Annotated in this window: 12 protein-coding genes; 5 read left to right on the plus strand and 7 right to left on the minus strand. The window is 70.6% G+C overall.

What is annotated here, in order from left to right; all coding sequences use genetic code 11:
- Complete coding sequence (locus tag SNAS_RS20625; protein ID WP_013019402.1) at positions 1–396, plus strand: hypothetical protein; 396 nt, start codon at positions 1–3, stop codon at positions 394–396.
- A gap of 1,172 nt (positions 397–1,568) precedes the next feature.
- On the opposite strand, the gene SNAS_RS20630 is transcribed toward SNAS_RS20625, so the two are convergent.
- The 5 genes from SNAS_RS20630 to SNAS_RS20650 form a co-directional block, all read right to left on the minus strand.
- Positions 1,569–2,147, minus strand: a complete 579-nt coding sequence (locus SNAS_RS20630; RefSeq protein ID WP_013019403.1) for a regulatory protein RecX — start codon at positions 2,145–2,147, stop codon at positions 1,569–1,571.
- 6 nt (positions 2,148–2,153) lie between these two features.
- On the minus strand, positions 2,154–3,203 hold the full coding sequence (gene recA / locus SNAS_RS20635; protein WP_013019404.1) for a recombinase RecA: 1,050 nt from the start codon (positions 3,201–3,203) through the stop codon (positions 2,154–2,156).
- A 40-nt stretch (positions 3,204–3,243) separates the two neighbouring features.
- Positions 3,244–3,552, minus strand: coding sequence for a DUF3046 domain-containing protein (locus SNAS_RS34255; protein ID WP_013019405.1), 309 nt, complete (start codon positions 3,550–3,552; stop codon positions 3,244–3,246).
- Positions 3,553–4,815 (minus strand): MFS transporter, encoded by a 1,263-nt coding sequence (locus SNAS_RS20645; RefSeq protein WP_013019406.1) that lies wholly within the window; start codon positions 4,813–4,815, stop codon positions 3,553–3,555.
- Between the two features lie 248 nt (positions 4,816–5,063).
- On the minus strand, positions 5,064–6,374 hold the full coding sequence (locus SNAS_RS20650; protein WP_013019407.1) for an aminotransferase class I/II-fold pyridoxal phosphate-dependent enzyme: 1,311 nt from the start codon (positions 6,372–6,374) through the stop codon (positions 5,064–5,066).
- 50 nt (positions 6,375–6,424) lie between these two features.
- Between SNAS_RS20650 and SNAS_RS20655 the strand changes: the two genes are divergently transcribed.
- Both SNAS_RS20655 and leuE read left to right on the plus strand, forming a co-directional pair.
- Positions 6,425–7,063, plus strand: a complete 639-nt coding sequence (locus SNAS_RS20655; RefSeq protein ID WP_013019408.1) for a pyridoxamine 5'-phosphate oxidase family protein — start codon at positions 6,425–6,427, stop codon at positions 7,061–7,063.
- Between the two features lie 66 nt (positions 7,064–7,129).
- Positions 7,130–7,780 carry a leucine efflux protein LeuE gene (leuE, locus tag SNAS_RS20660; RefSeq protein WP_013019409.1) on the plus strand — a complete coding sequence of 217 codons (651 nt, stop codon included), beginning with the start codon at positions 7,130–7,132 and terminating at the stop codon, positions 7,778–7,780.
- A gap of 36 nt (positions 7,781–7,816) precedes the next feature.
- Here leuE and SNAS_RS20665 read toward each other — a convergent pair whose 3' ends face one another.
- Together SNAS_RS20665 and SNAS_RS20670 are read right to left on the minus strand one after the other, a co-directional pair.
- A complete protein-coding gene (locus SNAS_RS20665) occupies positions 7,817–8,404 on the minus strand; it encodes a DUF305 domain-containing protein (protein WP_013019410.1) in 588 nt (195 codons plus the stop codon).
- A gap of 80 nt (positions 8,405–8,484) precedes the next feature.
- Complete coding sequence (locus SNAS_RS20670; RefSeq protein WP_013019411.1) at positions 8,485–8,868, minus strand: DUF6153 family protein; 384 nt, start codon at positions 8,866–8,868, stop codon at positions 8,485–8,487.
- 171 nt (positions 8,869–9,039) lie between these two features.
- Between SNAS_RS20670 and SNAS_RS20675 the strand changes: the two genes are divergently transcribed.
- A complete protein-coding gene (locus SNAS_RS20675) occupies positions 9,040–9,954 on the plus strand; it encodes an endonuclease/exonuclease/phosphatase family protein (RefSeq protein ID WP_013019412.1) in 915 nt (304 codons plus the stop codon).
- Positions 9,955–9,999: 45 nt separating this feature from the next.
- A complete protein-coding gene (locus SNAS_RS35890; protein ID WP_013019413.1) occupies positions 10,000–14,604 on the plus strand; it encodes a DEAD/DEAH box helicase in 4,605 nt (1,534 codons plus the stop codon).
- The last annotated feature ends 5 nt before the right edge of the window (positions 14,605–14,609 follow it).

The following is a 14,609-nucleotide window of genomic DNA, read 5'->3' on the forward strand; positions in this document are numbered from 1 at the left end:
ATGACCACCGACCGCCCCGACAACAACCCCGCCTCCATCATCAACAACCACGGCACGGTCCACACGGCCTCCCAAACCGGACCCGGCTACGTGGGAGCGATGGGCGAGAACGCCACGGGCTACCTCTACCTGGACGGCAAAGCAACAGCTGACACCGAACTGCGCCAACTAGTAACCGAACTCCGCGACCTCCTCCAAACCCACGCCGCCGACCTGTCCAACCCGGACGAGGTCGCCGACGCGATCGACGACCTCGAGGACAAGGTCGGCGACAACGCGGCACCCGAGAAACTCAAGCGGACCACCCGCATCATCCTGCGCCTGACCCAACCGATCCAAGCCTTCGTCGACCTGATCGGCCGGATCCACGACCTCATCGAAAAACTCCGCGCCTGACACCCCAGCGCTTGCCCCCAACCGACACTGCCGCAGCCGGCTACCGCGCCTACATCACGGCAGTCCGGCCAAGCAGAGAGTAAGGGCGACCCTGACGAGGGAGCCAAGCAGCGTGACGGCGGCCGCAAGGCCGGAGGGGAGGCCGCCGAGCGTAGCGAGGCGACGACTTGGCCGCGGCCAACAGCGACAAGTTGAACAGTCGCTCGCGGGCGGGTACCTCGACTACGTCGCGGCAGTTCGGCCGCGAGCGAGTGGAGGCGGGTCGCCCAGCCAATGGCTCGACTGCCGCTGTGACAGCCTGAGCGCAGCTGTTGGACCACAAGGGAGGCCGCCGAGCGCAGCGAGGCGACGATTCGGCCGTCGAGCAGCCCGTTCGATCGCGGCCACAACCGTCGTCGTAACACTCCGCCAGCTCGCATTCCAAGCTGAAGCTTTCCCACCCGCCTGAGCCGCTGCGGACGCTTCGCGTCCGCAGCGGCTCAGGCTTGGCCTTCGGGCTTGGCCTTCGGGCTTGGCCTTCGGGCTTGGCCTTCGGGCTTGGCCTTCGGGCTTGGCCTTCGGGCTTGGCCTTCGGGCTTGGCCTTCGGGCTTGGCCTTCGGGCTTGGCCTTCGGGCTTGGCCTTCGGGCTTGGCCTTCGGGCTTGGCCTTCGGGCTTGGCCTTCGGGCTTGGCCTTCGGGCTTGGCCTTCGGGCTTGGCCTTCGGGCTTGGCCTTCGGGCTTGGCCTTCGGGCTTGGCCTTCGGGCTTGGCCTTCGGGCTTGGCCTTCGGGCTTGGCCTTCGGGCTTGGCCTTCGGGCTTGGCCTTCGGGCTTGGCCTTCGGGCTTGGCCTTCGGGCTTGGCCTTCGGGCTTGGCCTTCGGGCTTGGCCTTCGGGCTTGGCCTTCGGGCTTGGCCTTCGGGCTTGGCCTTCGGGCTTGGCCTTCGGGCTTGGCCTTCGGGCTTGGCCTTCGGGCTTGGCCTTCGGGCTTGGCCTTCGCGGCCAGCATAAGCGGCTACGCCGCCCCGACGCACGCGCAAAGCAACGCTCGGCTCGGCTCGGCTCGGCTCGGCTCGGCTCGGCTCGGCTCGGCTCGGCTCGGCTCGGCTCGGCTCGGCTCGGCTCGGCTCGGCTCGGCTCGGCTCGGCTCGGCTCGGCTCGGCTCGGCTCGGCGATTATGTTGCGGCTTGGGTGGTTAGGTCGAGGTTTCGGCTTCGGCTTCGCCGCTCATCGCGTCGACGTCGATCTGTTCGGCCAGCTCGGCGGTTTCGGCTTGTTCGGCCAGGATGTCCTTGACGACGCCCACCGCCACTCCCGCCGGGTAGCCCTTGCGGGCGAGCATGGAGACCAGGCGACGGAAGACCGCGTCGGGTGGGACCGAGCCCATGGAGCGCAGTCGTTTCTCGACCAGGGCTCGGGCCGCCTCGCGTTCGCTGTCGCCGTCGACCTGCTCGAGGGCTTCGTCCACGAGTTCGGTGTCGACGCCCTTGCGGCGCAGTTCGCTGGAGAGGGCGCGGCGGGACAGTTTCTTGGAGCGGTGGCGGCTGGACACCCAGGCTCGGGCGAAGGCCGCGTCGTCGACCATGCCGACTTCGCGGTAGCGGTCGAGGACCTCGGCGATGATGTCGTCGGGTATGTCCTTCTTGGTGAGCGCCTCGGCCAGCTCGATGTAGGTGCGGGGCCGGACGTCGAGCAGGCGCAGGCAGATCTCCCGCGCCCGCTCGGCCGGGTCTTTGGGCGGCTCCGCTTTCGCGGAGCGCTTCGAGTCCCTCATGGAGTCTTAGAAGTCGACCGGCGGCTCGGTGGCGACCACTTCGGTGTCCCCTTCGGAGGTGACGCCGACGCCGAGCTTCTCCTTGATCTTCTTCTCGATCTCGTTGGCCAGGTCCGGGTTCTCCTTGAGGAAGGCGCGCACCTTTTCCTTGCCCTGGCCCAGCTGGTCGCCCTCGTAGGTGTACCAGGCACCGGACTTGCGGACGATGCCCTCTTCGACGCCCAGGTCGATGAGGGAGCCCTCGCGGCTGATGCCCTCGCCGTAGAGGATGTCGAACTCGGCCTGCCGGAACGGGCTGGAGACCTTGTTCTTGACCACCTTGACGCGGGTGCGGTTACCGACCGCCTCGCCACCGTCCTTCATGGTCTCGATGCGGCGGATGTCCAAACGGACCGAGGCGTAGAACTTCAGCGCCTTACCACCGGAGGTGGTCTCGGGGCTGCCGAAGAACACGCCGACCTTCTCACGCAACTGGTTGATGAAGATCGCGGTCGTGCCGGTGTTGTTGAGGCCACCGGTGATCTTTCGCAGTGCCTGGCTCATCAGCCGGGCCTGCAGACCCACGTGGCTGTCGCCCATCTCGCCCTCGATCTCGGCGCGCGGCACCAGGGCGGCCACCGAGTCGATGACGATCAGGTCGACGGCTCCCGAGCGCACCAGCATGTCGGCGATCTCAAGGGCCTGTTCACCGGTGTCGGGCTGCGATACCAGCAGCTCGTCGGTGTTGACGCCAAGGTTCCCGGCGTAGACGGGGTCGAGCGCGTGCTCGGCGTCTACAATGGCCGCAATCCCGCCCTCGGCCTGCACGTTGGCGATCGCGTGCAGGGCCAGCGAGGTCTTACCGCTGGCCTCGGGGCCGTAGATCTCAATGATGCGGCCGCGCGGCAACCCGCCGATGCCCAGGGCCACGTCGAGGGCGATGGAGCCGGTGGGGATGGCCTTGATGTCGACCTTGGGGCGTTCGCCGAGCTTCATGACCGAGCCCTTGCCGAACTGCTTGTCAATCTGGGCCAACGCCAGGTCGAGTGCCTTGGTCTTGTCGGGTGTGCCCGCCATGGAGGTCCCTCCCGTTGTCGCGGATTTCTTGCTTGTTGTCTTAGCCATGCCGATCACGGTAGACCCGGCCTGTGACATGACGGACGCGGCGCGCGCCGTGTCGTTTTCGAACGTCACTATATCGGACGGGCGTTCGAGACGGGGCTAAGCGGCGAATCCGGGACGGAACCCGCTCCCCGTAAGCCTGGCACACCGCCATCCACACGTGTTTGGTGTCCCAGTCCCCCGACAGCGCCTGGTTGATGGTCTGTCCGTCCAATTGCGGCAGTGTTTGGTCGGCGGCGACGCTCTCGGCGTAGCCCCGGCCGAAGGTCTCGGCCATGTTCTCCCAGAATTCGGTGAGTCGCATTCAGTTCCCCTCGACGCGGGTGTTCAACACGAGCACGGTAACCGGCAGCGCGACCAGCGCCGCGACCGCCGCCAGGGTGGGGTATCCGGCGGCGTCGACGATGAAGCCCGACAGTCCGCCCGCCAGCGCTCCGGCGCAGCCCATGGTCAGATCGGACAGTCCCTGGATCGCGGGCCGCTGCTCGGCGGGCACGGCGGCCGTCAGCATCGCCGATCCACCGACCAGGGTGCCCGACCAGCCCAGGCCCAACAGGATCAGGCCGATCGCCAGTTGCGGGTGCGACTGTCCGGCGGTGCCCGATACCGCGCAGGCGGCCAACAGCAGCGCGATGCCGCAGCCGATGACGCGGCGGGGACCGTACTTGTCGGCGGCCCAGCCCGCGATGGGCGACAGCGCGTACATCCCGGCGATGTGGAGACTGAGGATGATGCCCACGATGGAGATGACCTGGTCGGGGTCGCTGACGCCGTGTTTGATGTGGACGGGTGTCATGGTCATGACGGCGACCATGACCAGGTGGCCCAGGGCCACGGCGGTGACGCCGACGCGGGCGGCGGCGTTGGTGCGGTAGACCCGCCAGCCGTGGGCGATGCCGGGCTGAGCGGCGGTTTTGCCGGTCGTGTCGCCGTTGGACTCGTCGCGCAGTCGGCGGGCCAGCAGGAACGGGTCGGGCCGCAGCAGTATCCACAGTGTCAGCGCGGCGACGGCGAAGCCGATGGCGCTGGCGAGGAACGGCCCGGCGTAGGTGGGGGCGCCCAGGTCGGTGAGGTACCGGTCGGCCAGCGGCGCGAGGCTGGGGCCGGAGACGGAGCCCAGCGTGGTCGCCCACACCACCATGGACAGTTGCCGTCCGCGCCGGGAGGGTTCGGCGAGGTCGACGGCGGCGTAGCGGGCCTGGAGGTTGGCGGCGGTGCCGCCGCCGAAGGCGAGCATCCCCAAGAAGGCCAGCGGGATGGAGTTCCAGTACACCGAGCCCAGGATCGCCAGCGATCCGAAGGTGCCCACGACATAGGAGAAGGTGAGTCCGTAGCGGCGGCCGAAGCGGTTGGTGATGCGCACGATCGGGATCGTCAGCAGCGCGCCGCCGATGACGCTGGCGGCCGAGCCGAGCCCCGACAGCGAGGCGCCGCCGGTGAGTTCGTCCAGCAGCAGGGCGCCCACGGCGATGCCGACGGCCACGCCGACGCCGCCGATGATCTGGGTGGTGAACAGCAGTCTCAGTGTGGAGCGCTGGACGCGGGCGGTGTCGACGGTGGTGTCCAATGAGGGCTCTTTTCGGGGTGGGCGGGGAATGCCAGACTGCCGGGTCGAGGGCCGGTTGGGCAAGGGGGTATGGCGTGCGTCTCGTTAGGGCCTGTGTGGGGGTTCGCTTCCGTCGCGAGCGGCCTCCAGGCGAGTGCATGGCAAGGCGGAGGTGCGTCGGCATCCCGGTGTTGGATGTCGGCGTGCCGACAACGCGGCCAGGTGCCGCCTGGAGGGCGCGCAGCAGGAATGGAACTCCCGCACAGGCCCTAAGCGAGCGGGTAGGGCGTGTGCATGGCCTCGGCGATGACCGTGGCCAGGGGTTCGACGTGGTCGAGCGGCAGGTCGCTGGTGCTGACGCGGATGCCCGACGCCGAGGCGATGCGGTACGGGGTGCCGGGGGCGACGGCGTAACCGGCGTCGCGCAGCGTGGTGACGGCCGCGGTCTCGTCGGGCACCGGGATCCACACGTTGAGGCCGGTGTGGCCGCGCGCGGTGACGCCGTGGGCGGCAAGGGCGGTGAGCAGGGCCTGGCGGCGGTCGCGGTAGGTGTCGCGGGCGCGGTGCAGGGCGGGGGTGGTCAGCGGGTCGTCCCACACGCCCAGCACGAGGTGTTGCAGGACGGTGGAGACCCAGCCGGAGCTCAGCCGCAGCTGGCCGTGCAGCCGCGCGACGGTGGCCTCGTCGCCGCAGCCGATGGCCAGCCGCAGGTCGGGTCCGTACGGTTTGGACACCGAGCGCAGGAACAGCCAGCGGGCGGCGGCGTCGGCGACCGGGTGGAGCGGGTCGTCGGACAGTTCGGCCCAGTGATCGTCCTCAATGGCCAGCACGCCGGGGTGCCGGGCCAGGACGGCGCGCAGCCGCCGGGCGCGCTCGGCGGTGATGACGGCGCCGGTGGGGTTGTGGGCGCGGCTGGTGAGGACGCAGGCGCTGGCCCCCGATCGCAGTGCCTGCTCCAAAGCCTCGGGGGTGGGGCCCTCGTCGTCGACGGCGACCGGGACGGCGTGCATCCCCAGCGAGGCCAGCAGATCGCGGACGTTGGACCAGCACGGGTCCTCGACCGCGACCCGGTCGCCGGGACGCAGGTGGGCCGACAGCGCGCGGTAGATGCCGTCCAGCGCGCCACCGGTGACGGTGGGGGTGCCGCTCAGGCCGTCGGCGGCGAGCCGTTGGCGGGCGGCGGCCAGCAGTCGCGGCGAGGCCCCGGCGTCGCGGTAGCTGGCCGGGGTGGTGGGCACCTGCCGCAGCGCCACGGCCAGGTCGGGCAGCAGCGCCGGGTCGGGTTCGCCGGTGGTGAGGTCGAGCACGCCCGCGGGCAGCGCCGTGCGGCCCCGGTGTTCGATCGCGGGCCGCTGCCGCACCCGGGTGCCGTGCCGTCCGGCGGTGTCGACGATGCCGCGTTGCCGCAGCGTGCGGTAGGCGGCGGCGACGGTGGCGGTGGCCAGGCCGAGTTCGGCGGCCAGGGCGCGCACCGGCGGCAGCGCGCTGCCGGGTGCCAGCCGGGAGGTGCGCACGCCGGTCTCGACGCTGGCGACTATTTCGGCGGCACCGGCTCCGGTGATCTGATATTGTTCTACCACAGTTTCAAGATTGTACTAGAACATAGTTCGCGGCGACAGCGAGGTACCCCATGACTTTCACCCCCACTCCCCGCACCACCTCCCTGCGTGTCCCCGAGAAACTGCGCTACGACGCCGAGGAGGCCTACGCCATCCTCGACGAGGCGTACATCTGCCACATCGGCTACGCCGCCGACGGCGTCCCCCGGGTGCTGCCCACCGCCTACGCGCGCATCGGCGACACCCTGTACTTCCACGGCTCCACCGGAAGCCGCGCCTTCCTCAACGGCCGCGACAACGGCGTCGACGTGTGCGTCACCGTGACCATCCACGACGGGATCATCTTCTCCAGGTCCTGGTTCCACCACTCCGCCAACTACCGCTGCGTCATGGCCCACGGCCGCGCCTACCTGGTCACCGACGAGATCGAGAAATGGGACGCGCTGGCCGCGATCGTCGACCACCTGGCCCCCGGCCGCTCCGAACAGTCGCGGCCGCCCACCCAGAAGGAACTGGCCCAGACCGGCGTGTTGGCGCTGCGGCTCAACGAGGTGTCGGTCAAGACCCGCTCCGGCGGCCCCGGCGAGGACCCCGACGACATCGGCCTGCCCTACTGGGGCGGCGAGGTGCCGCTGCGCACCGTGGCGCTGGAGCCGATCCCCGACGACGACACCACCGTGCCCGTGCCCGCCCACCTCACCCGAGAGTAGACGGCGTGTCCGGCCTCACTGAAAACACCATTGTGATCCCCACCGGTTCTCGGCGAGGATGAGCTCATGCTGCTTGGTGTCACCGACCTGTGGACCTACGTCATCGCCACCGTCCTGGTGATCCTGCTGCCCGGACCCAACTCGCTGTACGTGCTGTCGGTCGCCGCCCGCAAGGGCGTCCGCGACGGCTACCGCGCCGCCGCGGCGGTCTTCGTCGGCGACTCCGTGCTCATGATCGCCTCGGCCGCCGGGGTGGCCTCGCTGCTGCAGACCTCACCGGTGCTGTTCACGATCGTCAAGTACGCCGGGGCCATCTACCTGGCCTACCTGGGCGTCATGCTGATCCGTTCGGGCATCAAGACCTGGCGGGCCCGCAGGACCGACGACGCCGACGCACCCGCCGAGACCACCAACCTGGAACGTCCGTTCAGGCGCGCGTTCATCGCCAGCCTGCTCAACCCGAAGGCGATCCTGTTCTTCGTGGCGTTCTTCGTCCAGTTCGTCGACCCCGCCTACCCCTACCCGGCGCTGAGCTTCCTGCTGCTGGGAGCGATCGTCCAGGTCTGCAGCCTCACCTACCTGAGCGTGCTGATCTTCAGCGGCAACGCCCTGGCCAGCGCGTTCCGCCGCCGCCGTCGACTGTCCTCACTGGGCACCGGCGGCATCGGGGCGGTCATGCTCGGCTTCGCCGCGAAACTGTCCACCGCGAGTATGTGAGCCGGGAGGCACCCGCGTGCCTCCCGGCCGCCAGTCCTACAACCGGTCCAGGATCGCCTCGAGTTCCTCGATCTCGGCGGTCTGGGTCTTCTCGATCGCCTTGGCCAGCTTCTTGGCCTCGGGGTTCTCACCGTTCTTCTGCTCGTCTTCGGCCATGGTGACCGCGCCCTCGTGGTGGGCGATCATCAGCTCGGCGAACAGTTTGTCGAACTCGGTTCCCTTGCTGTCCTTGAGTTTCATCATCTCGTCCGCGTCGGCCATGCCGTCCTCGCCGCCCATGTCGTGATCGGGCTCGACCGGCTGGTCCCAGGACTTCAGCCACTTGGTCATGGTCTTGATCTCGGGCCCCTGGGCGTCCTTGATCTCGACGGCCAGGTCCTTGACGTCGGCGTCGGACGCCCGGTTCTCGGCCAGTTCGGCCATCTCGACGGCCTGTTCGTGGTGCGGGATCATCATCTGCGCGAACATGACGTCGGCGTCGTTGAACTTCTCCGAGGCGTCGGGTTTGTCGGACGAGTGCTCGCCGCCGTGGTCGGTCTGTCCGCCGCCGCAGGCGGCGAGCGCCAGGGTGGCGGCGGTGGCCACGCCGATGAGGGCACGACGGGTGAAGGTCTTGAGGTACACGGTTGCTCCTTTTTGGATGAACGGATTGGGGTACGCGGGAATGGACGTCCGCGCGCGGGGCGCGCGTCGTCGGCGTACTCCTATATCCGCAGCACCGTGACCTGGGCCGTCAGCAGGCTCACCGGGATCGAGCGCGGTGGGCCGCGGCTGGAACGTCGGCTGGCGCGAAGCCTTGGCCGCCAACGGCTGGCGGGGACGCGTTGCCGGGTTCGCGCCGCGATGAGGGCCAGCGCCAGCGCGGCACCGGCGGTCAGCACCGCCAGGCACATCTGGGAGGGGTTCATATCGCCGGTCGGCGGGGTGACGGTGACGGCGTCCGAGGCGGCGGCCTCGTCGTGGACGGCGTGGCCCGGCATCGACGACGACGTGTCGTGGCCCTCGTGGTGTCCGAGGGTGTGCATACCGGCGACGCCGAAGGCCAGGACGAGCAGCAGTAGTCGCACCGCCGGGTGGCGCCACAGCATCGTCCTCACCGCCTCTCGCTCCGGGTCCGGACAGTGTAGCGCATACCCCCGGGGTGTATCGGTGGTGACGTGTCTCCGTTCTCTCGGAACCGGTTGACGCTCTGCGTACTATTGGCCGGGTCGCGGAATAGGGGCGGAGGGCCATTGGACACCGATAACGCGAGAGTACGTATGTGGAGGCGCGGTCTGGTACCCGCGTCTTTGTCGCTCATCCTCGGCGTGGTGCTGGCGTTCCACCGCCTGATCCCCAACGTCGTCGGCAACCTCGGTTCGCTGGTGGAGACGTTCCTGCCCTGGTTCGGCTGGGCGATCCTGCCGCTGGCGCTGTGGGCCGGGCTGCGCAAGGCCCCCACGGCGGGCATCGTGCTGCTGATCCCGACGCTGGTGTGGGCGCTGATGTACGCCGAGCTGCTGCCCGACAAGAGCGACGGTGAGGGCAATCTGCGCGTCGTCACCCACAACGTCGGTGTCTCCAACCCCGACCCGAAGGACACCGTCGCCACGCTGGTCGGCTCCGGCGCCGACGTGGTGGCGCTGCAGGAGGTCAGCGAGGAAGCCCAGGGCCAGTACGAGAAGGCGATGAGCGCGACCTACCCGCACAACATGCAGCAGGGGACGGTCAGCCTGTGGTCCAAGCACCCGATCACCGACTCCGGTCCGGTGGACATCGGCATCGGCTGGACCCGCGCGATCTGGGCCAAGATCGACACCGGGAAGACCCAGGTCGCCTTCTACGTGGCGCACCTGGCCTCGGTACGGGTGAGTTCGAACGGCTTCGCCTCCAGCCAGCGCGACGACACCGCCGAGGCGCTGGGCAGCGCCATCGCCCAGGAGGAGCTGGACGCGGTCGTCCTGCTCGGCGATCTCAACGGCACCATGCAGGACCGGAGTCTGGCGCCGCTGGCCGCGCAACTGGACTCGACCCAGGCCGCCGCCGGGGAGGGCTTCGGGTTCACCTGGCCCGCCGAGTTCCCGATGGCGCGCATCGACCAGATACTCACCCGGGGCGTGACCCCGGTCAGCTCGTGGACGCTGCGGGCCACCGGCAGCGACCACCTCCCGGCCGCGGCGGACCTGCGGGTGTAACCGGTCCGGGGCGGATATGTCCCAGGTTGCGGGCAAGATCGGAACATGACCACCGAACCGCTCGCCGCCTTCAGCCGACCGACCCGGGCCTGGTTCGCCGAACGGTTCGGCGCTCCCACGCCCGCGCAGGCGGGGGCCTGGGAGGCGATCGCGCGGGGCGACAACGCGCTCGTGGTGGCACCCACCGGTTCCGGCAAGACGCTGTCGGCGTTCCTGTGGTCGCTGGACCGGCTGGCGACCACGCCCAAGCCCGAAGACCCCAAGCGGCGGTGCCGGGTGCTGTACGTCAGCCCGCTCAAGGCGCTGGCCTACGACGTCGAACGCAACCTGCGGCAGCCGTTGGCGGGCATCGGTGAGGAGGCGAAGCGGCTGGGCGTGGAGGCGCCGGACGTGTCGGTGTCGATGCGCACCGGCGACACCCCGGCCGACCAGCGCCGCGCCTTCGCCCGCACGCCGTCCGACATCCTCATCACCACACCCGAGTCACTGTTCCTGCTGTTGACCTCGGCGGCCCGCGACGCGTTGCGCGGCATCGACACGGTGATCATCGACGAGGTGCACGCGGTGTGCGGCACCAAGCGGGGCGCGCACCTGGCGCTGTGCCTGGAACGGCTGGACGCGCTGCTTCCGCAACCGGCGCAACGCATCGGGCTGTCGGCGACGGTGCGGCCGATCGAGGAGACCGCCCGGTACGTGGGCGGGCCGCGGCCGGTGACGATCGTGAAGCCACCGGCGGCCAAGACCATCGAGCTGTCGGTGGACGTGACCGTCCCGGACCTGGCCGACCTGACCGACGTCGACGAGCAGGGGCAGCCCTCGATCTGGCCGTCCATCGTCAAGCGGCTGCACGATCTGATCGAAGCCAACCGGTCCACCATCGTGTTCGTCAACTCGCGTTCGCTGGCCGAGCGGTTGTGTTCGCGGCTCAACGAGGTCGTCGTCAAACACGACACCCCCTACCGCTCGCAACCGGCGTACATCATGGCGCAGTCCTCGGCCGCCGCCGGGGTGATGCCGGTGCTGGCGCGCGCCCACCACGGCTCGATGTCGCGGGAGGAGCGGCTCCAGGTCGAGACGGGGCTGAAGTCGGGCGAGCTGCGGGCCGTGGTGTCGACGTCCAGTCTGGAACTGGGCATCGACATGGGCGCGGTGGACCTGGTGGTGCTCATCGGTTCCCCGCCCAGTGTGGCCTCGGGCGTGCAGCGGGTCGGCCGGGCCGGCCACCAGGTCGGCGCGGTGTCGCAGGGCGTGGTGCTGCCGACCCACCGTTCCGACCTGCTGGCCGCGACCGTCGCGGCCGAACGGATGCTGGACGGCGGCATCGAGGAACTGCGGCCACCGTCCAACCCGATCGACATCCTGTCGCAGCACCTGGTGTCCATGGTGGCCATGGACGACTGGCGGGTCGACGACCTGGCCCGGGTGGTGCGCGGGGCGGCGCCGTTCGCCTCACTGTCGGACGAGGCGCTGCGCTCGGTGCTGGACATGGTGTCGGGCAAGTATCCGTCCACCGGGTTCTCCGGTCTGAAGCCGAAACTGGTGTGGAACCGGGCCACCGGCAGGCTCACGGCACGGCCGGGGGCACAGCGGCTGGCGGTCCTCAACGCGGGAACGATCCCGGACCGGGGCCTGTACGGGGTGTACCTGGCCGAGGGCGGCACGGGTTCCCGGGTCGGGGAGCTGGACGAGGAGATGATCTACGAGTCGCGAGTGGGCGACGTGTTCCTCCTGGGCGCCACCTCATGGCGGATCGAGTCGATCACACCCGACCGGGTACTGGTGTCCCCGGCGCCGGGACAGGCGGCCCGCATGCCGTTCTGGAAGGGCGAAGACGTGGGCCGCCCCGCCGAGTTCGGGCGCGCGATCGGAGTACGCCTACGCGAGCTGACCAACGAGAGCGAGGCGAACGCGGGCGGGAAGCGCCACGCGGCCGACGGCGAGCCGGGCGCCGCGAACGCGGGCGCGACGGCCACCGCCTCCGATGGCGCGTCAGCCGACGAGAGCGAGGAGAGCCCGGCCGGGAAGCGCAACGCGGCCGACGGCACGTCCGGCGGCGCGAGCTCGCGCCGCCACGGTTTGCCGGGCTCGGCCGGGTCGGTGCTGGCCGATTCGGCGGCGAGCAACCTGGCCGCCTATGTGGACCAGCAGCGGGAGCACACCGGGGCGGTGCCCGACGATCGCACTGTTGTGGTGGAGCGGTTCCGCGACGAGCTGGGTGACTGGCGCGTCATCGTGCACTGTCTGCTGGGCGCGCGGGTGAATCGGCCGTGGGCGTTGGCGATCGCCGCGAGGTTGCGGGAGCGGCTCGGCGTCGACGCCCACGCCATGGGCACCGACGACGGCATCGTGCTGCGCATCCCCGACATGACCGACCCGCCCGGCGCCGAGCTGTTGGCCTTCGAGCCGGAGGCCATCACCCGGATCGTCACCGAGCAGCTGACCGCCTCGCCCCTGTTCTCGGCCCGGTTCCGGGAGTGCGCCGCGCGGGCACTGTTGTTGCCGCGCAAGGCGATCGGACGCAGGCAGCCGCTGTGGCAGCAGCGGCAGCGCGCCGCGCAGCTGTTCGAGGTGGCGCGCGAGTTCACCGACTTCCCCATCACCGCCGAGGCCGCGCGGGAGTGCCTGGAGGAGTACTTCGACATGGACGCCCTGACCGGGCTGATGCGAAGCCTCGCCGAGCGCTCCACCGCCGCTGTGGACGTCGTGACCGAGTCGGCCTCTCCGTTCGCGCTGAGCATCCTGTCGTCGTTCGTGGCCGGGAACCTGTACGGGGAGGACGAACCGCTGGCCGAGCGCCGGGCGGCGGCGTTCAACTCCGGACTGCTGGACGAGCTGCTCGGCGAGGGCGATCAACTGCTCGACCCCGCGGTGGTGGCCGAGGCCGAGGCGTGGCTGCAATGGCGCGACGGCCGAGACCTGTCGGGCGCCGAGGACGTGGCGGAACTGCTGCGGGTCGTCGGCGACCAGTCAGACGGAGATCTCGCGGAGCGCGGCATCGCCGTCGCGGCCGCCGAAGAGCTGGAGGCGGCCGGACGCGCGGTGGCGGTCACGGTGGCCGAACAGCGACGCTGGATCGCCGTGGAGGACGCGGTGCGCTACCGCGACGGCCTTGGAGTGGAGCTACCCGAGCTGCCGCCGGAACTGTTGTCGACCAACGGAACCGGCGCGACGGCCGGTTCGCCGACACCGGACCCCCTGGACGACCTGGTCGCCCGCTACGCCCGCACCCACGGTCCGTTCGAGACCGCCGAATGCGCCGAGCGCTTCGGACTCCCCGGTCCGCTCGTCGAGGCGGCTCTGCACCGGCTGGACGCCGACGGCGTCGTCCGACACGGATCGTACACACAGGACGGATCACGGCAGTGGTGCGCCGTGGACGTGCTGCGCCTGTTGCGGCGCAAGACCCTCGCGGCGCTGCGCGCCGAGATCTCACCGGTGCCGGTCGCCAAGTACGTGTCGTTCCTGGCCGACTGGCAGGGCGTCGGCGGCAAGGCGATCGGGACCGACGCGGTGGCCGACGTCCTGGATCAGTTGCAGGGCACCGCGATCCCCGCCTCGGCCTGGGAGTCGACGGTGCTGCCGGTGCGGGTGGGCGAGTACTCCCCCGCCCAGCTGGACGAGCTGACCGGCTCCGGCGAACTGCTGTGGAGCGGTTCGGGCGGCCTGCCGGGCACCGACGGCTGGCTGACCTTCGCCTACGCCGAGACCGCGCCGCTGCTGCTGCCGCTGCCCGACGAGGAGGCGATCGCCGGTGACCTGCACCGGGAACTGCTGGACGCCTTGGAGTCGCCCCGGTTCTTCCGCGACCTGACCGGCGTGGTCGAGGGCGACGACCCCGAGGTGCTGGAGGCGCTGTGGGACCTGGTGTGGGGCGGCTGGGTGTCCAACGACTCGCTGGCACCGTTGCGCGCCAAGCTTTCCGGGCCGTCGCCCAAACCGCAGCAGTCGCGCCGTCCCCGTCGGCCGGGCCGGTTCACCGTCACCCGGCAGGCGGTGCGTTCCGCCCCGCCGTCGGCGGCCGGACGCTGGTACCGGCTGCCCGACCGCGACACCGACCCGACCCGCCGCGCCCACGCCGCCACCGCGACCCTGCTGGACCGGCACGGCGTCGTGGTGCGGGGCGCCGCCGCCGGTCACGCCAGCGGCTTCGCGGGCCAGTACCCGATCCTGTCGGCGATGGAGGAGCGCGGCGCCGCCCGGCGCGGGTACTTCGTGTCCGGTCTGGGCGCGGCCCAGTTCGCCGAACCCGGTGCCGTGGACCGGCTCCGCTCGGCGACCCCCAAGGGCGCGCTGGTGCTGGCGGCCTGCGACCCGGCCAACCCCTTCGGCGCCGGGATGCCGTGGCCCGCCCGCTCCAGCGAGGAGTCGGGCCACCGCGCGGGCCGCAAGGCCGGGGCGCTGGTGGTCATCGTCGACGGCGAACTGGCCTGGTACGTCGAACGCGGCGGCCGCACCATCCTGACCTACACGGCCGACCGACAGCGCACCGTCGCGGCGGCCGAGGCCCTGGTCGCGACCGCCAACCGGGGCGGGCTGGCCCGCGTCACCGTCACCCACGTCGACGGCACCCCGATCGCGGGCACCCCGGTCGGCGCGGCCCTGACCGAGGCGGGCCTGCGCGCGACCCCGAAGGGCCTCAAGTTCGGCTAGCACGC

The sequence above is a fragment of the Stackebrandtia nassauensis DSM 44728 genome (assembly GCF_000024545.1).
Classification (GTDB): Bacteria; Actinomycetota; Actinomycetes; order Mycobacteriales; family Micromonosporaceae; genus Stackebrandtia; species Stackebrandtia nassauensis.

Excerpts from the sequence above, each read along its gene's own strand:
- SNAS_RS35890 (WP_013019413.1), top strand. The coding sequence starts at position 10,000 with ATGACCACCGAACCGCTCGCCGCCTTCAGCCGACCGACCCGGGCCTGG.
- SNAS_RS20670 (WP_013019411.1), bottom strand. The coding sequence starts at position 8,868 with ATGCTGTGGCGCCACCCGGCGGTGCGACTACTGCTGCTCGTCCTGGCC.
- SNAS_RS20625 (WP_013019402.1), top strand. The coding sequence starts at position 1 with ATGACCACCGACCGCCCCGACAACAACCCCGCCTCCATCATCAACAAC.
- SNAS_RS34255 (WP_013019405.1), bottom strand. The coding sequence starts at position 3,552 with ATGCGACTCACCGAATTCTGGGAGAACATGGCCGAGACCTTCGGCCGG.
- SNAS_RS20655 (WP_013019408.1), top strand. The coding sequence starts at position 6,425 with ATGACTTTCACCCCCACTCCCCGCACCACCTCCCTGCGTGTCCCCGAG.
- leuE (WP_013019409.1), top strand. The coding sequence starts at position 7,130 with ATGCTGCTTGGTGTCACCGACCTGTGGACCTACGTCATCGCCACCGTC.
- SNAS_RS20630 (WP_013019403.1), bottom strand. The coding sequence starts at position 2,147 with ATGAGGGACTCGAAGCGCTCCGCGAAAGCGGAGCCGCCCAAAGACCCG.
- recA (WP_013019404.1), bottom strand. The coding sequence starts at position 3,203 with ATGGCGGGCACACCCGACAAGACCAAGGCACTCGACCTGGCGTTGGCC.
- SNAS_RS20675 (WP_013019412.1), top strand. The coding sequence starts at position 9,040 with ATGTGGAGGCGCGGTCTGGTACCCGCGTCTTTGTCGCTCATCCTCGGC.